This is a genomic window from Intrasporangium sp. Soil_C_50 (assembly GCF_057656595.1).
Window position 1 is genome coordinate 109051 of the sequence record NZ_JBDGKB010000011.1, and the last position, 19364, is coordinate 128414.

At 73.2% G+C, this 19364-nt stretch carries 18 protein-coding genes; 12 read left to right on the forward strand and 6 right to left on the reverse strand.

The features are described 5' to 3' along the window. Positions 1 to 214 precede the first annotated feature (214 nt). Positions 215 to 1297 carry a helix-turn-helix domain-containing protein gene (locus tag AC3A5R_RS18300; RefSeq protein ID WP_487622193.1) on the forward strand — a complete coding sequence of 361 codons (1083 nt, stop codon included), beginning with the start codon at positions 215 to 217 and terminating at the stop codon, positions 1295 to 1297. 117 nt (positions 1298 to 1414) lie between these two features. On the opposite strand, the gene AC3A5R_RS18305 is transcribed toward AC3A5R_RS18300, so the two are convergent. Further along, entirely contained in the window at positions 1415 to 1798 is a 384-nt protein-coding gene (locus AC3A5R_RS18305) for a hypothetical protein (protein ID WP_487622194.1), read from the reverse strand. A 38-nt stretch (positions 1799 to 1836) separates the two neighbouring features. Between AC3A5R_RS18305 and AC3A5R_RS18310 the strand changes: the two genes are divergently transcribed. Beyond that, positions 1837 to 3360 (forward strand): HNH endonuclease signature motif containing protein, encoded by a 1524-nt coding sequence (locus tag AC3A5R_RS18310; RefSeq protein WP_487622195.1) that lies wholly within the window; start codon positions 1837 to 1839, stop codon positions 3358 to 3360. 336 nt (positions 3361 to 3696) lie between these two features. On the opposite strand, the gene AC3A5R_RS18315 is transcribed toward AC3A5R_RS18310, so the two are convergent. Then, positions 3697 to 4050 carry an META domain-containing protein gene (locus tag AC3A5R_RS18315; protein ID WP_487622196.1) on the reverse strand — a complete coding sequence of 118 codons (354 nt, stop codon included), beginning with the start codon at positions 4048 to 4050 and terminating at the stop codon, positions 3697 to 3699. A gap of 239 nt (positions 4051 to 4289) precedes the next feature. Then, positions 4290 to 6293, reverse strand: coding sequence for an acetate--CoA ligase (gene acs, locus AC3A5R_RS18320; RefSeq protein WP_487622219.1), 2004 nt, complete (start codon positions 6291 to 6293; stop codon positions 4290 to 4292). Positions 6294 to 6678: 385 nt separating this feature from the next. Between acs and AC3A5R_RS18325 the strand changes: the two genes are divergently transcribed. After that, positions 6679 to 7476, forward strand: a complete 798-nt coding sequence (locus tag AC3A5R_RS18325) for a lysophospholipid acyltransferase family protein (protein WP_487622197.1) — start codon at positions 6679 to 6681, stop codon at positions 7474 to 7476. 150 nt (positions 7477 to 7626) lie between these two features. Here AC3A5R_RS18325 and trpS read toward each other — a convergent pair whose 3' ends face one another. Continuing rightward, positions 7627 to 8730 (reverse strand): tryptophan--tRNA ligase, encoded by a 1104-nt coding sequence (trpS, locus tag AC3A5R_RS18330; RefSeq protein WP_487622220.1) that lies wholly within the window; start codon positions 8728 to 8730, stop codon positions 7627 to 7629. 381 nt (positions 8731 to 9111) lie between these two features. Between trpS and AC3A5R_RS18335 the strand changes: the two genes are divergently transcribed. Continuing rightward, the gene (locus AC3A5R_RS18335; RefSeq protein ID WP_487622198.1) at positions 9112 to 10491 is read left to right on the forward strand and encodes a ferredoxin reductase family protein; all 1380 of its coding nucleotides are present in this window, start codon (positions 9112 to 9114) and stop codon (positions 10489 to 10491) included. 180 nt (positions 10492 to 10671) lie between these two features. On the opposite strand, the gene AC3A5R_RS18340 is transcribed toward AC3A5R_RS18335, so the two are convergent. Next, entirely contained in the window at positions 10672 to 11778 is a 1107-nt protein-coding gene (locus tag AC3A5R_RS18340) for an acyltransferase family protein (RefSeq protein WP_487622199.1), read from the reverse strand. 202 nt (positions 11779 to 11980) lie between these two features. Here AC3A5R_RS18340 and AC3A5R_RS18345 point away from each other — a divergent pair, with 202 nt between their 5' ends. The 8 genes from AC3A5R_RS18345 to AC3A5R_RS18380 all read left to right on the forward strand — a co-directional run bounded on the left by AC3A5R_RS18345 (position 11981) and on the right by AC3A5R_RS18380 (position 18616). Then, a complete protein-coding gene (locus tag AC3A5R_RS18345) occupies positions 11981 to 12862 on the forward strand; it encodes a Fic family protein (RefSeq protein WP_487622200.1) in 882 nt (293 codons plus the stop codon). 876 nt (positions 12863 to 13738) lie between these two features. Next, positions 13739 to 14515, forward strand: coding sequence for a CpaE-like family protein (locus AC3A5R_RS18350; protein WP_487622201.1), 777 nt, complete (start codon positions 13739 to 13741; stop codon positions 14513 to 14515). After that, positions 14512 to 15711, forward strand: a complete 1200-nt coding sequence (locus AC3A5R_RS18355; protein ID WP_487622202.1) for a TadA family conjugal transfer-associated ATPase — start codon at positions 14512 to 14514, stop codon at positions 15709 to 15711. The genes AC3A5R_RS18350 and AC3A5R_RS18355 overlap by 4 nt, the downstream gene beginning before the upstream one ends. A gap of 197 nt (positions 15712 to 15908) precedes the next feature. Then, the gene (locus AC3A5R_RS18360; RefSeq protein ID WP_487622203.1) at positions 15909 to 16739 is read left to right on the forward strand and encodes a type II secretion system F family protein; all 831 of its coding nucleotides are present in this window, start codon (positions 15909 to 15911) and stop codon (positions 16737 to 16739) included. A 242-nt stretch (positions 16740 to 16981) separates the two neighbouring features. Then, a complete protein-coding gene (locus AC3A5R_RS18365) occupies positions 16982 to 17470 on the forward strand; it encodes a type II secretion system F family protein (protein ID WP_487622204.1) in 489 nt (162 codons plus the stop codon). Positions 17471 to 17559: 89 nt separating this feature from the next. Next, positions 17560 to 17769 carry a DUF4244 domain-containing protein gene (locus tag AC3A5R_RS18370; RefSeq protein WP_487622205.1) on the forward strand — a complete coding sequence of 70 codons (210 nt, stop codon included), beginning with the start codon at positions 17560 to 17562 and terminating at the stop codon, positions 17767 to 17769. Next, positions 17766 to 18119, forward strand: coding sequence for a TadE family type IV pilus minor pilin (locus AC3A5R_RS18375; protein ID WP_487622206.1), 354 nt, complete (start codon positions 17766 to 17768; stop codon positions 18117 to 18119). Before AC3A5R_RS18370 ends, AC3A5R_RS18375 begins: the two co-directional genes overlap by 4 nt. After that, positions 18116 to 18616, forward strand: coding sequence for an Rv3654c family TadE-like protein (locus tag AC3A5R_RS18380; RefSeq protein ID WP_487622207.1), 501 nt, complete (start codon positions 18116 to 18118; stop codon positions 18614 to 18616). The genes AC3A5R_RS18375 and AC3A5R_RS18380 overlap by 4 nt, the downstream gene beginning before the upstream one ends. Before the next feature lie 13 nt (positions 18617 to 18629). On the opposite strand, the gene AC3A5R_RS18385 is transcribed toward AC3A5R_RS18380, so the two are convergent. Further along, positions 18630 to 19094: an RrF2 family transcriptional regulator gene (locus AC3A5R_RS18385; RefSeq protein WP_487622208.1), complete on the reverse strand. Its 465-nt coding sequence runs from the start codon at positions 19092 to 19094 to the stop codon at positions 18630 to 18632. Positions 19095 to 19364: the final 270 nt, after the last annotated feature.

Sequence of the window (19364 nt, forward strand, 5' to 3'; positions counted from 1 at the left end):
CCAATGTGCCGATGTGACCCGGTCTGCGGAACAATGGCGAGCGGCGGTTGTGCGCCATGGCGGGGGTCCGCCACCGACGGGTTGCCGGCGTCTCGAGGGCCGCGGGTCTACTGACGCCGTGGTCGCGAGTCCAGGTCCCCGAGGTGTCGCCACCGTGCTCACGGCATGGAGACGCGGAGACGCGGCCGCGCGCGGCCGGTGGGGAGGCAGCGACGTGGAGGTGCTCGGCGCCCTGGGGTTCTCGCCGCAGGAGGCGACGGTCTACCGGACGCTCGTGGGGCTGGGTGCCACCGAGCTGGCCGACCTCGCGCGTCGGTGCACGATGCCCGACGCCGACGTCGAGCAGGCCGTGCTCGCGCTGCGGGCGCGAGGGCTCGTCGCCGAGTCGGCGGTCGCGCCGGGCCGCTGGGTGGCGGCCCCACCCGGCGTTGCGCTGCGGGCCATCGTCAACGACCGCCGCCACGAGCTGGAGCAGGCCGAGCTCGCCGCCGCGCGGCTCGCCGAGGCCCACCGCACCGAGGCCTCCGTCGACGTCCACGACCTCGTCGAGGTCGTCATCGGAGCCGGCGCCGTCGGCCAGCGCTTCCACCAGCTGCAGCTCGGCGCGGTGTCGGAGGTCTGCGCCTTCGTCACCGACCGGCCCGCGGTCGTCACCGCCGACGAGAACTCGGCCGAGGACATCGCCACGTCCCGCGGCGTCCGGTACCGGGTCGTCATCGAGCGCGACGTCCTCGAGCACGAGCCGCAGGCCAACGTCGCCGCCGTGCTGCGCCGCGAGGAGGAGGTGCGGGTCGTCGAGCGTGTCCCGACCAAGCTCGTCATCGCCGACGGACGCACGGCGCTCGTGCCGCTCGACGTCGAGGGGGCCGAGCCGTCCGCTCTCGTCATCCACGCGGCCGGGCTCGTCGGCTCGCTGGTGGCGCTCTTCGAGTCGGTGTGGCGCGACGCCTGGCCGCTCGTCCTGTCGACGCCGGACGCCGACGACATCGTCGAGATCCATTCGGGGCCGGACGAGTTCGACCTCCAGGTGCTGTCGCTGCTGCTCGCCGGCGCCTCCGATGCTCGGGTGGCGCGCCAGCTCGACGTGGGGCTGCGCACCGTGCAGCGACGCGTCCGCTCCCTGATGGACGCGACCGGGTCCACGACGCGCATCCAGCTGGGGTGGGCGGCCCACGAGCGCGGCTGGGTGGCGCGGGCGTCGACGGAGGGCGCGTCGGTGGCGGGCGCGTCGGTGGCGGGCGCGTCGGTGGCGGACTCGCCAGTACCGGTTGCGCCGGCTTCAGCCGGCCTTCACTGACGGGGCGCTGGCCCGGGTCCCTTGCGGGAGTGTGCATTTCGTGGGGTCAACGGCTCGGTGACGGCGCCACGCGCGGACCGTGAGGGGCTCGGAGACCACGTGGGGGCGACGAGCCCGTCAGTGGGTGCGTGACTGTTCGGCGACCCAGCGTTCGAGCGCCTCGACCCGGGCCACGAGGTCTGGGGCGAGGGAGGCCTGCAGGTCGGCCTCGATCCGGGACCCGAGCGCCGAAGGAGCGGGGGACGGGTCGGTCAGTCCGCGACGGATGAGGGTCCGGGCCAGGGTGGAGGCTCCGATGCCGAGCTCGGTCGCCTCGGCGGAGAGCGCCTCGAACTCGTCCATCGTGAGCCGGACCGAGATCATCTTGGCCCGGTCGGGCCGGTCGGGCCGGTCTGTGAGGTCAGTGCGCTCGACGCGCTGTCTCGGTTGCACCCTGTCGACGACGTGGCGACCTCGTGCGGTCTGGGGGTTCTCCGGCACCGGCTGCTCCTGAGATGTCATCGTCATGCATTGTCAGTGGTCGAGTCTAGGGTGAAACCATGCTCCTCGACACGCGGCTCGCCGACTCCGGCACAGCGGCAGCGTCGACGCCCTTGGGGTCGACGCGGTCGGTTCCTGCGCCCGCCGGTCACGGAGTGTCGCAGGTGGGTGACGGCCCGGGCCCGAACGGAGCTGCAACGGATCTCACGGGCCGGCTGGCCGACATGGTCGGCTCTGTGCGCGCGCTGGCGAAGGAGGGCCCCTTGTGGTCGCTGAGCGACGACGAGGTGGGCGCGACGTTCGCGCACGCGCAGGCGCTGCGGGAGGCGGCCCAGGCGTTGAGCGTCATGGTCGCGCGGGAGGCGGACGAACGAGGGCTCGCCGGGGCGGTCACGCTGGGCGGGGCCGACTGGCTGCGGGCCGTCGCCGGTGCTCAGGGCGATGCCGATGCCGACACCACCGGTGGCAGGGGTGCGCCGCACGCGACCGTGGGGCTGGAAGGTGGTGAGGCGGCCACGATGGCGCTGTTGGGGGCGGCGTTGCGGGAACCCCGGTGGGCGGTGTTGGCGGCTCGGGTGGCGGCGTGTGAGGTGTCGGCGGTGCACGCCGGAGTCATCGTGCGGTTCCAGCGTGATCTGGCGCCGGTGGCCGACCGCGACCACCTCGATGACGTGGTGGCCTCGCTGGTCGAGGCCGCGCCGGTGTTGACCGTGCGTGAGCTGCGCCGGCTCGTGGGTCATGCGCGCGCGAGCTTGCGCCCGCCGGCGGAGGCCGAGGCCCGGGAGCGCGGGCTGCGGGCCGGTCGGTCGTTGCGGCGGGTCGGGTCGTGTGCCGGGTTCGTCGACTTCCTGTTGCGGCTCGACCCCGAGGGGGCGGCGGTGCTGGAGGCGGCGATCGACCCGCTGGCCCGGCCGCGCCCCGACCTCGACTGGTCCGGTCTGCACGCCCCGGCCTCCGCGGCCGATGCCGCCTCCGCGGCCGATGCCGCCTCCGTGGCCGGTGCGGCCTCGGCTGCGGGCGTGGCAGGTGCGGCTGCAGGTTCGGCCGCCTCGGCTGGGGCGGCCGGGACGGATCCGCGGTCGCCGGCGACGCGGCGCGCGGATGCGTTGCTCGAGCTGGTTGCTCGCGCGGTGGGGGCGCCGGAGGGTGTGGCGCGGACTCCTCGTACGACGCTGGTGGTGACGATGAGCCTGGAGGCGCTGCTGGAGCAGGTCCGGGGTGCCGGGATCGCTGATGATGACGCGGTGCTGAGCCCCGGTGCGGTGCGGCGGTTGGCGTGCGAGGCGGGGATCGTCCCGATGGTGCTGGGCGGGTCGTCGGAGGTGCTGGACGTCGGGAGGGCGCAGCGGTTCTTCACGCCGCCGCAGCGGCGGGCGCTGGCCCGGCGGGACGGTGGCTGCTCGTATCCGGGCTGCACGATCCCGCCGCAGTGGTGCGAAGCCCACCACGTGGTGCACTGGCTGCACGGAGGCCTGACCGACCTGGACAACGGGGCACTGCTGTGCGGACGGCACCACACGGTCGTGCACGAACGGGGCTTGACCGCGACCGTCACCGCGTTCGGGGTCACCTGGCACCTGTAGCTGCGCCGCCCCGCTCCCGGCCCACCCGGCCCGGGGGCGCCGTCGTGCCCGGACGCGGGCAGCGGGAGGGGAATGGCGGCGTCGTCAAGTGCTGGACGCTCGTGGGCGTGCGCGGACGGCGGCCACGGCGCGGCGAGGCCGGGCAGGTAGACGGGGAGGTACGGCGCGCAGCTAGGCACCTCACGCGCGGCGAGGCTGGGCGGGCGGCGAGGCAGGCAAACGGCAAGGCAGGCAAGCGGCAAGGCAGGCAAGCGGCAAGGCAGGCAAGCGGCAAGGCAGGCAAGCGGCAAGGCAGGGCGTCGGCGTGCGCTCCCAGACGGCTCGGGCAGCGTGGGGTCAGGCGTTGGGTACGCCCGACTCGTTGAGGACGCAGACGATGCCCGCATCGACGGGGCCGATCTCGAGGCGTCCACCGCCGACGTGGAAGGCCTGCCATCCCTCGAGCGCCTGCAGGAAACGCTTCTCCTGGTCCATCGCCTCGGGCGGCCCGGCCATCCGGGTCATGCCGGTGCCCTCGACCTTGACCAGCTCGTTCTCTGCCTTGTACGTGCCGACGATGCGGTTGACGCCCGTGGTCCCGGTGAGCAGGCCGTCTTCGCTCAACGACAGGGCGGGCCGCGGCTCGACGGTCGGCACTCCGCCGATCGATGCGACGACCCAGGTGTGCGACTCCCGCTCGGCGTTGCTCATGGCTCGAGTCAACCACGCGACGCCGTCGGCGCCTCCGCCGATCCACAGGCCCTGACGGCGACGAACGGGGGTGGGTGGGTTGGGGACGGCGGCGCCGGCCGGTGTCGAGCGAGGGGCGGCGGGCTTGGTACGACGGCGCCGCCCGCCCCGCAGGTGCGCGGGGCGGGCGGCGTCGGGTGTCGGCGTCGGGTGTCGGCGTCGGGTGTCGGCGTCGGGTGTCGGCGTCGGTCGTCGGAGCGTCAGTCGGACGAGTCCGCCGACATGCCGGTCTTGATGAGGTCCATGACCGAGCTGTCGGCGAGCGTGGTGACGTCGCCGACCTCGCGGCCTTCGGCGACGTCGCGCAGCAGGCGCCGCATGATCTTGCCGGAGCGTGTCTTCGGCAGCTCGCTGACGATCATGATCGAGCGCGGCTTGGCGATCGGGCCGATCTCCTTGGCCACGTGGTTGCGCAGCTCCTGCACGAGGTCCTTGCCCTCACCCGGCTCGTCGGCCTCCTCGACGGCCTCCTGACGCAGGATGACGAACGCGCACACGGCCTGGCCGGTGGTCTCGTCGTTCGCGCCGACGACCGCCGCCTCGGCGACCTTCGGGTGCGACACGAGCGCCGACTCGATCTCGGCCGTCGACAGGCGGTGGCCCGAGACGTTCATGACGTCGTCGACGCGTCCGAGCAGCCAGATGTTGCCGTCGGCGTCGTACTTCGCGCCGTCGCCGGCGAAGTAGTACTTCTCGCCGAACCGCGACCAGTACGTCTCCTTGTAGCGCTCCGGGTCGCCCCAGATGCCGCGCAGCATCGAGGGCCATGGCTTGGTCAGCACGAGGTAGCCGACCTGCTCGGGCGTCGTGAACGGCTGGCCCTCGTCGTCGAGGATCTCGGCGCTGATGCCCGGGATCGGCTTCTGCGCGGAGCCCGGCTCGAGCGTCGTGACGCCCGGCAGGGGGCTGATCATGATCGCGCCGGTCTCGGTCTGCCACCACGTGTCGACGATCGGGGCGCGGCCGCCGCCGATGTGCTTGTGGTACCAGAGCCACGCCTCGGGGTTGATCGGCTCGCCGACCGAACCGAGCAGCCGCAGCGAGCTCATGTCGAACTTCGCCGGGATGTCGGTGCCCCACTTCATGAAGGTGCGCACCGCCGTCGGGGCCGTGTAGAGCACCGTGACCTTGTAGTCCTGGACGATCTCCCACCAGCGGCCCTGGTGCGGGGTGTCGGGCGTCCCCTCGTACATGACCTGCGTGACGCCGTTGGTGAGCGGCCCGTAGACGATGTAGGAGTGCCCGGTGACCCAGCCGATGTCGGCGGTGCACCAGTACACGTCGGTGTCGCGGTGCACGTCGTGGACGACGGCGTTGGTGTAGGCCGCCTGGGTCAGGTAGCCGCCGGTCGTGTGGAAGATGCCCTTCGGCTTACCTGTCGTGCCCGACGTGTAGAGGATGAAGAGCGGGTGCTCGGCCTCGAACGACTGGGCCTCATGCGTTGCCGCGGCCTTCTCGAGCGCCTCGTGCCACCACAGGTCGCGGTCGTTCCACGCGGTGTCCTGCCCGGTGCGCTTGACGACGAGCACGTGCTCGACCGAGGTGTCGCCGTGGTCGAGGGCGGCGTCGACGGCCGGCTTGAGCGCCGAGGGGGCGCCGCGTCGGTAGCCACCGTCTGCGGTGATGACGACCTTGGCCTTGGCGTCGTCGATGCGCGAGTGCAGCGCCTCGGCCGAGAAGCCGCCGAAGACGACCGAGTGCGGGGCGCCGAGGCGGGCGCACGCGAGCATCGCGACGGCGGCCTCGGGGATCATCGGCAGGTAGATCGCGACGGTGTCGCCCTTGCCGACGCCGAGGTCGGCGAGGGCGTTCGCGGCGCGCTGCACCTGCTCGTGCAGGTCGGCGTAGGTGATGTCGCGGGTGTCGCCCTCGGGCTCGCCGACGAAGTGGATCGCGACCTTGTCGCCGCGGCCGGCCTCGACGTGCCGGTCGACGGCGTTCACACAAGCGTTGAGCTCGCCGTCGGCGAACCACTTCGCGAAGGGCGGGTTGCTCCAGTCGAGCGACTGCGTGAAGGGCGTGCTCCACGTCAGGTACGTACGGGCCTGCTCGGCCCAGAACCCCTCGTGGTCGGCGCTCGCCTGCTCGTAGAGGTCCGCGGTGCCGTTGGCCTGCGCGGCGAAGTCGGCCGGGGGCGGGAAGGTCAGTCCCTCGTGGACGAGGTTCTCGAGCGGCTTGTCGCTCACGGTGTCACCCTTTCGCATCGACGGTGGTGCGGTGGCGTCGACCCGGCGGGCGTGGGGCGCGCGGGCATCGACGATCGGCACAACTCAAACGCAGGCTAGTTCGCCCAGCAAGGCCCGCGTGACAGGGGTCTCATCGCTACCGGTGAGTAGCCCGCCGAACGGTCCCGGCCGCCGGACGAGCGGTAGCGATCGTCGAGGTGGTCGGGACCGTTCGGTGGCCCTGCCAACCGATCCGCGAGGTGACCCACCGGAGAGCCCGATCGAGGGACACCGCATCATCCCGATCGAGAGAGCACCGCGTCATCCCGATCGAGAGAGCACTCCGTCGCGTGACGGAGTGCTCTCTCGATCGGGGGAGTGGTGTCGGGGCATCCGGGGGTGGGGGTGGCGTCGAAGACGTGGCGTGGCCCGTGACCTGACCTACCGCGTCGTCGTCCGCTCGGCCCGAGCGTTCTTCGCCGCCCTCGGGCTGCGGATCGAGGTGCGCGGCGCCGAACACCTGCCGGCGTGCGGCGGCGCCGTGCTCGCGAGCAACCACGTCAGCTTCCTCGACTTCCTCTTCGTCGGGCTCGTCGGCACCGAGCGCGGCCGGCTCGTACGGTTCCTCGCCAAGCAGGGCGTGTTCGCGCCGCCCGTCGTCGGTCGGGCGATGCGGGCCATGCGCCACGTGCCTGTCGACCGCGCCCACGGCGAGGTGGCGCTCCGGCACGCGGTGCGCCTCGCGGCATCGGGCGAGGTCGTCGGCGTCTTCCCGGAGGCGACGATCTCCCACTCCTGGGAGCTGCGGCCCATGCGCCCGGGCGCTGCGGCGGTTGCTGCTTGGTGCGGTGTCCCGCTCGTTCCGTTGGTCGTGTGGGGCGGCCAGCGTGTGCTCACCGTCGGCGGACGTTGGAGCCTGCGCCGCCGATGCGCCGTGACCATCAGCGTCGGGGAGCCGCTGCACCCGGGTCCCGACGCCGACCCGCACGTGGTCACCGAGGCGCTGCGCGAGCGGCTGGCTCTGATGCTCGCGGCGGCCGTCGACGCCTACCCCGACCAGCCGCGCGATGACACCGACCGGTGGTGGCTTCCGGCGTCGCGCGGTGGCACGGCGCCCCGCATCGAGGAGGGTCTGCGTCTCGACGACGAAGGCATTGCATGGTCGGACAGGCCTCGTCGCCGGATGCGAAGTGCGCCAGGGCGGAGTTCGCGCGTCGTCTGAGCCGTTCTGACCGCGCCGAGCCAGCCATGGCGCAGTTCCGGCGGCGCACGGGCCGGTCCGAGCGCGCCAGGTCCGTCATGGCGCAGGTCCGACGGTGTGTGGGCCGGTTCGACCGCGCGAACTCCGCCATGGCGCAGTTCCGGCGGCGCGTCAGTAGGTCATGCCCATGACGGCGCGGACCGTGGCCAGAGTGCGGTCGGCGACGGCGTTGGCTCGCTCGTTGCCCTCGCGCAGCACCGACGCGACGTAACCGGGGTCCCGTTCGAGCTCGTGGCGTCGCGCCCGATGCGCCGCGAGCGAGCCGTTGACAGCATCGGTGACGACCTCCTTGAGCCGCCGCGCGCCACCGTCGCCGACGCGCTCCGCGACGGACTCGGGCGACTCCTCGAGGAACAGCCCGGCGATGGTCAGCAGGTTCGCGACGGCGGGACGGTCCTTGGGGTCGAACGTGATTCGCCGTTCGGAGTCGGTGCGTGCCGCGCGGATCCGCGCCGCCGTCTCGTCCGCCGAGTCGCGGAGGTTGATGACGTTGCCCTTGCTCTTGCTCATCTTCGTGCCGTCGGTGCCGAGCAGCAGCGGCACGTCGGACAGCAGAGCCTCCGGCTCGGCGAACACAGGCTGGCCGCCCGCGTACCGGGCGTTGAAGCGTCGGGCGATGACGCGCGTCTGCTCCAGGTGGGGCAGCTGGTCGCGGCCTACCGGGACGATCCGGCTGTGGCAGAAGAGGATGTCGGCCGCCTGGTGCACCGGGTAGGTGAGCAGCAGGCCCGACAGCGGGCGGCCGTCGGACAGGCTCAGCTCGTCCTTGACGGTCGGGTTGCGTCGCAGCTCCGCGTCGGTGACGAGCGACAGGAACGGCAGCATCAGCTGGTTGAGGGCGGGCACGGCGCTGTGGGTGAAGATCGTCGTGCGGGTCGGGTCGAGCCCGGCAGCGAGGTAGTCGAGCACGAGGCCGTGGACGTTGTCGCCGATTGCCCCCACCGAGTCGCGGTCGGTGATGACCTGGTAGTCGGCGATGAGGACGAACGTCTCGACACCCTTGTCCTGCAGACGAACCCGGTTGCGCAGGCTCGCGAGGTAGTGGCCGATGTGAAGGGGGCCGGTGGGCCTGTCGCCCGAGAGCATGCGGAACCGCGTCGGGTCGCTCGACGCGTGCTCGTCGATGAGGGCGTCGAGGACGCGGCTGCGCTCGCGGGCGGCGTCGTAGGTGACGCTCTCGTCGGCCTCGAACGGCGCCGTCGTGGGGTACGTCATGGGGTTGGTCGTGGGACTGCTCGTGGTCGGCAGGCCGGTGGTGCTGAACATGCTGGACATGTGGGTGCTCCTCGTGGACGAGGCCCACGGGCCGCACGCCGCCACGCCTGGCGCACATGGCAAGAGCCGCCCGTGGGCGGCTCTGGATGGGTTGGTCCGACAGGCCGCCTCAGCTGGGCAGCCACCACGCGCGGATCGGTGCAACCGTCGAACTCATGTCGTCAGGGTACGCCTGGTCGCTGCGCGCGTGGCAAGCGGAGCCGAGCTCCACGAACAGCCAGAACTCTATGAACAGAACGTCGACGCCGTGCACATGCCTGCAAGAACGTGTCCCCAGGCCATGGGGCGTCCCGGGCCTCTCACAGTGAGGTGGAACTATCAATGACGATAAGTCCTTTCGCGACCCGGCCGGATCCGACCTCTGCGGTGGTCCGCGCCGTCTGCACCGTCGCCTTCTGGGCAAGCCTGCTGTTCTTCGTCTACCTCTGGGTCGCCGACGGCTCGGTCGAGAAGATGTTCGCCAAACCCGAGGGGCCGCTGAGCTACCCGGGCAAGCTCGCCGGGCTGGTCTCGGCCGACCTGATGATCGTGCAGGTCGTCCTCATGGCGCGGTTGCCCTGGGTCGAGCGCTCCTTCGGCCGTGACCGACTCGTGCGGATCCACCGATGGACCGGTTTCACGTCGCTGAACCTCATGCTCGCCCACATCGTCCTGCTGATGCTCGGCTACATGGTCCGTGACGGCCGGACCGTGCTCGGGTCGCTGTGGTGGATGGTCGCCGACTGGCGAGGCATGATGCTCGCTGCCCTCGGCACCGTCCTGCTCGTCATGGTGGGTATCACCTCCAGCCGGGCCGCCCGCCGGCGCCTGCGCTACCACACGTGGCACCTCTTGCACCTCTACACGCTCCTCGGCATCGGCCTCGTGGTGCCGCACATGATCTGGACGGGCAGCGAGCTCCGGCCGCAGTGGGCACAGGTGCTCCTCGTGACCCTGTACGCCCTGGCGGTCGGGTGCCTTCTCGGCTTCAGGCTGCTCGTGCCACTGCTGCGGTCGGCGCGCCACCGCGTCGTCGTCGACCGCGTGGTCGAGGACGTCCCCGGCAACGTCTCGGTGCATCTGCGCGGCGAAGGCCTCGAGCGGCTCGGCGCCCAGGCCGGACAGTTCTTCATCTGGCGCTTCCTTGACGGTCGCGGCTGGACGCGCGGCAACCCGTACGCACTGTCGGCTGCCCCGCAGGCCGGCACCTTCCGCATCACGGCCAAGGAGGTCGGCACCAACAGCAAGCGGCTTCGGGGGCTGCGTCCGGGGACTCGAGTCCTCTTCGAGGGTCCGTACGGGCGGTTCACCCGGACGTCGAGGCACGGGGGTGCGGTCACGGCCCTCGCTTCCGGGATCGGCATCACGCCCGTGCGGGCCCTGATGGAGGACCTCGACTACTCGCCGGGCGAGGCGGTTCTCCTCTACCGGGGCTCGAGCGAGGACGACTTCGTGTTCCGCCATGAGCTCGACGAGCTGGCGCAGGAACGGGGCGCGCGGGTGGTCTACCTGCCCGGGCACCGGCCGAGCGGGCGCTCCTCGTGGCAGCCGGAACCCGCGACGGAGGAGGACCACGTCGCGATCCGGCGACTGGTGCCGGACATCTGTGACAGCGACGTCTACATCTGCGGCCCCGACGCGTGGGCGCAGTCTGCCGTCGACGCCGCTCGGCGGGCCGGCGTCCCGAACACCCACATCCACGTCGAGCGCTTCGCGTTCTGACCAGCCACGGCAGCAGAGAGGCAACCACCATGATCCGCAACGCCTTCTGGGTGGCGGCGACGGGCATCGCGCTCGCGCTCACCCTCGCCTACCCGACCAGCGCGAACCAGGGCGTCCCGTACGGGCGGACCCCGGGAGCCACCGTCAAGAGCAAGCCGTCGCCAACCAGGTCGGTGTCAGTCACACCTGCGCCCGCTGTCTCCCCAGGGTCGCCCAAGGGTTAGTGGCGGTGCGGGCGGCCGTGAGCCACGGGCGTTCCAGCAGAACGAAGCTCGCGGTCACGACCGGCACAAGAATGACGAGCGCGGCCGCGCACACGAGCAGTGGTGACGCGTCCGGCCAGGCCGCCCGCACCGCCCACACGACCGGCAGGTGCCAGAGGTAGAGGCTGTAGCTCGCGACACCGATGCCGGACAGGGCGCGCGAGCCGAGCAGGCGGACCACGACACCCGAGCGGTCGCGGCGGTGGTCGATGACGACGAACGCGATCACCGCCGCCGCCGGGAACACGGTGTACCGGTACGCAGGGTGCCCGTTGAGCGAGCTCGGCAGGAGCGTTGCCACGACGAGCAGCACGACCCCGAGCGTCACGACGAGCGGCTCGCGCCCGGCGTCGTCACGACGGCCGGGGCGCGCGTGGTGGAGGGCGACGCCCGCGCCGAGCAGCATCGCCGACCAGTTCGCAGGCGCAAGGAAGTAGAAGACGCGGGGTGACAGGGCGAGCGAGGCCACGTAGAGCGCGGCGGCGGCGAGGAGCACCAGGCTCCGCAACCGGGCCACGTCGAGACGGCGGCGGACCGCGAGCAGCAGCAGCGGCCAGGCGAGGTAGAACACCCACTCGATCGTCAGGCTCCACGTGTGCTGCCACGGCTCCACCGCGATCGGTCCCGCCGCGACGAACGGCGCGGTCGCCTGCGCGAGCACGACGGGCGCAGAACGGACCACGTCGGCAAGCGGCGGAGCATCGAGCGCCGCGAAGACCACGCCGCTGACCACGACCATGCCGAGCAGCGCCGGGTAGAGCCGCACGACGCGTCGGCGCACGAACGCCGCGTACGTCGCCCGCAGCGGGGCCTCGGTGGGGCGGCGCCACAGCTGGCGCGTCACGAGGTAGCCGGACAGCACGAAGAAGACGACGACCCCTGCGTGACCGCCGCCGTCCAGCTCGGACCAGCCGCTGTAGAAGACGAAGTGGACGTGGACGACTGCGAGCGCGGCGAGACCCCGCAGGCCGTCGAGCACGCGCTCGCGGTGCGCGGGGCTCGTCGCGGCGGGCTCGGCGGTCACCCTCGGATTGTGACGGGCAGGACGCGTCTTGTCCCCCGATCGGCACACGTCGCCAAGGCGTGGTGTGACGCGTCAGGTGGTGCGACGCGTCGGGTTGCGTGATGCTTCGGGTGGCGTGACGCGTCGGGTGGCGTGACGCGTCGGGCGTGGGGCTGCTCACGCGACGCCTGTGTCGGCGACGCGTCCCTCCTAGGCTGGGCCGGTGCCCGACCCGACCCCTGCCCAGACCGCGCTGCTCGACCACCTCGCCGCACTCGTCGACCTCCCCGACGTGCGCGAGCGCGCCGAGGCCGCCCGCGAGGCGAGCACCAGGCTGCGGTTCCACGAGGCCCTGCGCCGGCGCATCCCGGAGGCCGCGGCCGAGTCGCGGGTCCGCGGCGCGCAGGCCAGCGCCGCGCTCGACGGCGCGGACTTCCCCGTCGAGGTGGTGCGGGCCTTCATGAGCGGCACGCGCGAGTGGCCCGAGGACCCCGACCCCGGACTCTCGACGCTGCAGGGCGCCATCGCCGCGACCGCCGAGAGCGAGCGCGTCGTCGGCCTCGTGCGAACGGCGCCGCTCCAGGCCCTGGCGCGCCTCCACGTCGCGGCCGCCTCGCCGGTCGTGGGCTCGGAAGCGCTCGGCCGCCCGCGCGTCGGCGACGAGTCGTGCACCGAGCTGGTCGACCTCGGGGCGGCGCCGTCGGCCTCGGCCGTAGCCACCCGGCTCACCGCCCTGAGCGAGCTCGTCGTCGCAGCGGCAGCGTCCACGAGGATCCCCGCGGCCGTCACCGCGGCCCTCGTGCACGCTGAGGTCGCGGCGATCCGGCCCTTCGTCCACGGCAACGGGCTCGTGGCGCGGGCCATGGAGCGGGCGCTCGTCCAGGCGCTCGGCCTCGACCCGACCGGCGTCGCGGTGCCCGAGGCGGGTCACCTCGCCCAGGGCGGGCCCGCCTACCTCGGATCCCTCGCCGCCTACGCCACCGGTGGCGCGCGGGGCGTCGGACTGTGGCTCGCCCAGGCCGGCGCCGCCTACGCCGAGGCGGCCGCTGCCGGCGAGCGGATCAGCGACGCCGTCCGCGTCGGGCGGCTCGGTCCCGGACTCTGAGGCGCGCGGCCCATTCCCCGGACGTCCGGGCCGCCCTGGCGTGCGTGGTGTCCACGGTGGTGGACAGTTCCGGGCTCCCGCGACGCGTCGGGTCTGTCGCCACGCCGACACAGTGGGGTAGAACGGACGCAGGAACCACATCGCCGGGAGGCGTAGATCCGGATCCGCGTAGAACCCTTTTCCGAGAAGTATCGAGTACCCACGCGAGAGCAGTTCCTTTTGGAACCGTCCACCCCCGGGATCACCACCGGGGCGACACTACGGAAATTGCACGCCTGGTAGCCCGATACGTCTCCGGAGGCCCTCGACCGTCACGGTCGGGGGCCTCCACTCGTGTGGAGACATGCCGTCCGATCGGTGGGTGTGGTCGCGTCCGGCCCGGTCGGGCGGGCCTGCTGACCGTTTTGGCCCGAGTGACGGCGGCGTGCCACCATTCGGGATGGCTGCACCCTTGGCCGGATTCGTGAAAATTCGCTGCGTGTCGTGACAAGTCGGTTTGCAATCGGGTGCAATGGGGTCCACGATTGTGACGGCGCTCCCCTTCGGGGTCGAGCGCTGCGCGATCTGGCTCCTCCCCCCCGGTGCCAGTCTCGTGAAGGTGGCCTCCGTCTTCCCCCGGACGGAGGCCACCTGTCTTTTCCGGACCTGGTGTCGAGCGCTGGTTTCGAGGGCTGGTTCGGGCCTTGGTCCGGGCACTGGTTCGGGCACGAACCGGGGCTGATCGCCCGGGCGCGTCCGTGGCGGCTCCACGGTTCCGCGGGCGGTCGCGATGCTGCTGGCCGACGGTTGTCCACACCCTGTCGCGCGCAGGCGTGACCGTCCACAGCCCGAGCACCGGGGCTGGGCCAACCGGCGACGGACGACGACGGTGTCGTCATGGGAAACGTCATCGCCGTCCTGTCCGCCTCGGGCGGCGTCGGGGCCTCGTGCCTCGCCGCGGCCCTCGCCGTCCGTGCAGCAGCAGCAGGGCGCTCTGCCGTCGCCGTCGACCTCGACCGAGGAGCCGGGCGCCTCGACGTCGTGCTGGGGGTCGAGCAAGAGCCCGGGTGGCGCTGGCCCGACCTGGCCGACGTCCGTGGGGTCGTCGACGGCCCAGCCCTCGCCGACCGGCTGCCGACCACCGCGGGCGTCGCCGTGCTCTCGGGCGTGCCGGCGTGGACTGCGGGTCAGGACCCGCTCGACTTCCTCGACACGGTCCCGGACATCGTCACCGGGCTGGCCGACGCGCACGCGGTCACCGTTCTCGACCTGCCCCGCTCGGCAGGTGTCGTCGAGACCGTGGCCCCGCTCGTCGACGCGGTGGTCGTCGTGGTCGGCACGGAGGTCGTGCAGCTCGCCGCCGCGACGCTCGTCGTGCCGGGCGTGCGCCGCGTCGTCGACGCCGCGCGCCGGGAGGCCGACGACTGGTCCGGTCCGCCGGTACCGCCCATCGAGCCCTGGGTCGTGCTCCGAGGTGCCCGCGTGGAGCCCGAGCTCGAGGACCTCGTCACCGACGAGCTCGACGTGCCGGTCGTGGCCGCGGTGGGTGACGACCGCCGGGTCGTCACCGAGATCGCCGACGGCCTCCCACCCGGCGTGCGTGGTCGAGGCCCGCTGGTGCGGGCCGCCGACGAGCTGCTCCTTCGGCTCGTGTCGGCCTCGGAGGCGGCGTGACCCTCAGCGGCGCGGTCTGGGAACGGGTCCGCGACGGTGTCGCCCCCGATCCCGACGCCGTGGCCGCGGTGGCGGCGCAGGAGCAGGGAGCACTCGGGGCGACGCGGGTCGCCGCGACGCGCTCCGCGCTCGGGGCGCGGGTGCTGGGTGCCGGGCTACTCGACGCCTGGCTGGCCGAGCCGGGCGTCACCGACGTCGCCCTCAACGGTGACGGATGGGTCTGGGTCGACCGCGGCGTCGGCATGGAGCGGACGCCCGACCGCCTCGACCCCGCCGACGCGCGAACCCTCGCGGTGCGGCTCGCCGGGCTTGCCGGTCGGCGGCTGGACGAGGCCAGCCCGTGGGTCGACGGGCAGCTGCCCTCCGGGGCGCGCCTGCACGCGATGCTCCCGCCGCTCGTCGAGGGCGGAGCCCACGTGACGATCCGCGTGCCGCCGTCGCGGTCCCTGCCGCTGTCATCCCTTGCGGCTCGCGGCATGGTGCCGCCGGGCTGGGAAGCGGTGCTCGAGGCGCTCGTGCGCCGCCGGCTCGCGTTCGTCGTCTCGGGCGGCACCGGTGCCGGCAAGACGACGTTGCTCGCGGCCCTCCTGTCGGCCTGCGACCCGCTCGAGCGGCTGCTCCTGGTCGAGGACGTCCGTGAGCTGCGCGTCGAACATCCCCATGTCGTGCGGCTCGAGGCGCGGCCCGCAAACGTCGAGGGCGTCGGCGAGGTGACCCTGTCGACGCTCGTGCGCCAGGCGCTGCGGATGCGACCCGACCGCATCGTCGTCGGGGAGGTTCGCGGCGGTGAGGTACGCGAGCTCCTGACCGCCCTCAACACCGGGCACGAGGGCGGCTGCGGCACGGTCCACGCCAACGAGCCCGCCGACGTCCTGGCCCGCTTCGAGGCCCTGGGGGCGCTCGCCGGGCTGTCACCCTCGGCCGTCCGGTCGCAGGTGTCCGCCGCGCTCGACGTCGTGGTCCACGTGGCCCGCTCGCAGGGCGTGCGCCACGTTCGCGCGGTGTCCCTGCTCCGACGCGGGGCGCGCGGTCCCCTGGTCGAGCCGGCGCTCGCGTGGGCCGGACCGGGCAGCGAGCCGCAGGCAGGTAGCGGGTGGCCGCGCCTGGCCGCTCGCCTGGGGCTACCCATCGCGGAGCCGATCAGTCGCGGTGCAGGTCCAGGCGGCTGCGCCGACGGCACTGCAGGTGGCACGTGAGTTTCCTTGGCAGCCAGTCCCTCTGGGCGTCTGCCGACCTCGGGCCTTCTTCTCTCGGAATGGTCGGTCTCGGCCTTGTCGGCCCCGGCCTTGTCGGCCCCGGTCTTGTCGGCCTCGGTCTTGTCGGCCTCGGTCTTGTCGGCCCCGGCCTTGTCGGCCCCGGCCTTGTCGGCCCCGGCCCTGTCGGCCTCGTGGGCATGACTGCGGGCGTGCTCGTCGCGTTGGCCGTCCTCGCGTGGCCTCGACGCCGGTGGGCGCGTGCGGCCCTCTCGAGGGACGTCCTCGCCTCCGGACCGGGCGGCCCTGCACCAGCGGCACCGACGGAGCCCGGTGACGTCCGGGCGATCGTGGCGCGGCTCTGGCGGGCCGACCCTGTCGAGCTCGCCCGGGAGTGGCGGATGCGGCGGCGGCCCGACGACCTGCTCGCCGGTGCGCTCGACCTCCTCGCCGGTATCGGCGCGGGGCTCGAGGCCGGGCTGCCACCAGGCCGGGCCATCGAGCTGGCGGCGACGTCCGTGGTCGGAGCCGACCGGGTGGCGCTCGCGACCGGTGTCCGGGCGCGCGCCGAGCAGCCATCGCGCCTGGTGTCCGCGCCCGCCGTCGCCGGGCTAGCTGGCGACCTCGTGCGCGCCGGTCGGCTGGTCCGACCTGCCTCGGCGGTGTGGGACGACTGGGCGGCGCGGAGCGGCTCGAGCGAGCTGGCCTTCGTCGCCGCGGCCTGGCGCCTGTCCGAACGCACCGGAGCACCACTGGCCGCCGCCGTCGAGCGTGCCGCCCGCGGGCTGCGCGACGTGCGCCGGCGCCGCGGTCGGGTCGCGGCGGCCGTTGCGGGCCCTCGGGCGACCGTCACCGTCCTCACGGCGCTGCCCATGGCCGGTCCTCTCCTCGGGCTCGCGTGCGGCGTCGATCCGCGGACTCTCTACCTCGGCTCGCCCCTGTCCACGGCAGCCGTCGTCGTCGGGGCCGGCCTCGCAGTCCTCGGCCGCTGGTGGTGCTCCCGGATGGTCCGGGCGGTGCTGACGTCATGACCATCGATGTGGTCCCGATCCTGGCTGTGTCCGGTCTGGAGGCCGCCGCGGGAGTCGATGTCGGATTCGTCGGCGTCGGAGCCGGCGTCGGAGCTGGCGTCGGAGCCGTTCAGGAATCCGGTGTGGGCCCCGGTGTCGGTGCCGTCGTCGCGGGCGTCCTGGTCCTGATCGCCGTGCTCGTCCTGCCTCCCCGTGGCGAGGCTCTCGACCGACACGACTCTGCACGTCCGGAAGGTGAGGCCGTGTCGACCCCGGTCGGTGCCGAGCCCGCGGACCCCGGTGAACGTCGTGGAGCGCCGGCGTCGACCGAGGTGGCGGCAGCACTGGCCCTCCTCGCCCTCGGCTACCGGTCCGGTCTGCCCACGTGGGACGTCCTCGACGCGGTCGCGGACGGGCTGCCCACTGGCCCGGCCGCCGATCTGAGACAGGTGGCCGCGGCCCTGCGCTGGGGTGCCTCCGACGCCGAGGCCTGGGGTTCGGTCGGCGTGGCCTGGGCGCCGGCGGCCCGAGCCGTCGAGGTCGCGCACCTGGCTGGTGTACCACCGGCGCCCCTGCTCCTCGCGGCGGCCGACGACCTGCGCGAGGCCGAGCTGGAACGCGTCGAGGTCGCTGCCGCTCGCGTCGGCGTCCGGCTCGTCGCGCCGCTCGGCCTCGTACTGCTCCCGGCCTTCTGCCTCACCACCGTCGTGCCGCTCGTCATCGCTCTTGCCCGAGAGCTCGTGGCGTCGTGACCGACCACACCTGGGCGCACGAACGGCCGCGCACACCGAACTGACCATCAAGCCGCCGAGCCACGCTCGGACCAGAGAAAGGAAAACTCATGTCCCACAGACTGATCCGCACCCTCCGCAGCGCAGTCCACCGCGAGCGCTCGGGCGGCCCCGACCGAGGCATGACGACCGCCGAGTACGCCGTCGGCATCATGGCGGCCTGCACCTTCGCGCTCGTGCTGCTCGGTGTCGTCAAGTCCGACGCCGTCCGCTCGGCACTCGCCGGGATCGTCCAGAGTGCGCTGGGGATCGCCGGGTGACCGCTCCCCGTCATCGCGAGCGCGGGATGGTGACGGCCGAGCTGGCCGTCGCCGTCCCCGCGGTGGTCCTCGTCCTCGCCCTGTGCCTCGCCGCCGTGCGGGTGGCCGTCGACCAGATGCGTTGCGTCGACGCCGCTCGGATCGCCGCGCGCGCAGCGGCCCGCGGCGACCCGGTCGAGCGGGTGACCAGCCTCGGCCGTTCGGCCGCTCCAGCCGGGGCTCGGGTCGAGGTGCACGCCGCGCCGCTCGGGGCCGCTGTCACAGTGAGCGCAGATGCCGGTGGCTGGGCGGGCCTGCCGAGCTGGACCCTTCGCGCTGTCGCCGTCACCCCGACCGAGACATCGCCATGAGCCCCCTCAGCGAACTGACCCGTGCCGCCACCACGCGTCGACCGGGCCTCGCGCAGCCCTCCGGAGCGGCGATTCGCCCGCATCGGCCCCGAGTCGCGCCCGCCGTTGGCAGAACCGCCCGGTTGCGTCGGCGCCGGCTCGCGACGGTGGTCGGGGGTGCGGCCGACGGCGGCTCTGCGAGTGTTCTCGTGCTTGCGGCAGCCGGGGTGCTGCTCGCCATTGGGGTCGCGGCACTGGTCCTCGGGTCGGTGGCGGTGGCCGGCCAGCGCGCCCGGCTCGCAGCCGACCTCGCGGCCATCGCCGGCGCGACGCGTCAGCGTGCCGCTGACGGCCAGGCGTGTGCCGCCGCGACTTTGGTCGCCCACGCCAACGGGGCGACGCTCGAGGCCTGTTCACTTCAGGGCGCGGACGTCACGGTCGGCGTCCGCGTCGAGGTGCCGATGTGGCCGGACCCCGCTCAGGCGCGCTCCCGAGCCGGGCCTGCCCGGCCTGGCTGAGCGGCGAATGGCGTCAGCGGTTCTGCCAGGCGTCGGGGGCGGTGAGGAGCTGCTGGACACGGTCGGACAGGTCACCCGTGCGCAAGGCCGCGAGCGACGTGCCGTCGAGCACTTCGCGAAGGCTGGCCCGGACGGCGACCCACAGGCTCGGCAGGTGGGCCGCCACGCCCTGGTACTCGGTCTCGTGCGGTCGAAGTCCGCGCACCTCGGCGAGCGGACCATCGACGGCCCGGAAGACGTCGCCCACGCTGATCTCCTCGCCCGGGCGGCCGAGCACGTAGCCGCCTCGCGCGCCGCGGCGGCTCAGAACGAGACCGGCTCGGCGCAGGTCGGCGAAGATCGCCTCGAGGAACTTGCGGGGCAGGTCCTGGCGGGTGGCCAGGCTGTCGATGCTGACCGGACCGGAGCCCTCGGCCTCCGCGTCGCTGAGGATGAGCATCGCCCTGACGGCGTAGTCGACCCGGGCAGAGATGTCCACCGGCTCAGTCTGCCGCAGGGGTCGGCGCCGCCGACGGATGCGGGGCCGCACCGGCCATGCTGTCGTAGAGGCACCGCGTGGACATGTGTTCCGGACGCGCGCCAGAGGAACGGAACGGGGCGGCGAGGTGTCGTCCCCTCGCCGCCCCGGCTGCTCCGGCGAAGCCGGTCATCCACCGCCGCCCGGCAGGCCGGCGAGGGACTCGGACCACCGTATGCCGCCGCCCCTGCGAGCGCGCAGCCCCGTCTCAGTCCCCGGCCCGCGGACCGT

Excerpts from the sequence above, each read along its gene's own strand:
- AC3A5R_RS18350 (WP_487622201.1), top strand. The coding sequence starts at position 13,739 with ATGGGAAACGTCATCGCCGTCCTGTCCGCCTCGGGCGGCGTCGGGGCC.
- AC3A5R_RS18315 (WP_487622196.1), bottom strand. The coding sequence starts at position 4,050 with ATGAGCAACGCCGAGCGGGAGTCGCACACCTGGGTCGTCGCATCGATC.
- AC3A5R_RS18335 (WP_487622198.1), top strand. The coding sequence starts at position 9,112 with ATGACGATAAGTCCTTTCGCGACCCGGCCGGATCCGACCTCTGCGGTG.
- acs (WP_487622219.1), bottom strand. The coding sequence starts at position 6,293 with ATGCGAAAGGGTGACACCGTGAGCGACAAGCCGCTCGAGAACCTCGTC.
- AC3A5R_RS18305 (WP_487622194.1), bottom strand. The coding sequence starts at position 1,798 with ATGACATCTCAGGAGCAGCCGGTGCCGGAGAACCCCCAGACCGCACGA.
- AC3A5R_RS18310 (WP_487622195.1), top strand. The coding sequence starts at position 1,837 with ATGCTCCTCGACACGCGGCTCGCCGACTCCGGCACAGCGGCAGCGTCG.
- AC3A5R_RS18360 (WP_487622203.1), top strand. The coding sequence starts at position 15,909 with ATGACTGCGGGCGTGCTCGTCGCGTTGGCCGTCCTCGCGTGGCCTCGA.
- AC3A5R_RS18380 (WP_487622207.1), top strand. The coding sequence starts at position 18,116 with ATGAGCCCCCTCAGCGAACTGACCCGTGCCGCCACCACGCGTCGACCG.
- AC3A5R_RS18370 (WP_487622205.1), top strand. The coding sequence starts at position 17,560 with ATGTCCCACAGACTGATCCGCACCCTCCGCAGCGCAGTCCACCGCGAG.
- trpS (WP_487622220.1), bottom strand. The coding sequence starts at position 8,730 with ATGACGTACCCCACGACGGCGCCGTTCGAGGCCGACGAGAGCGTCACC.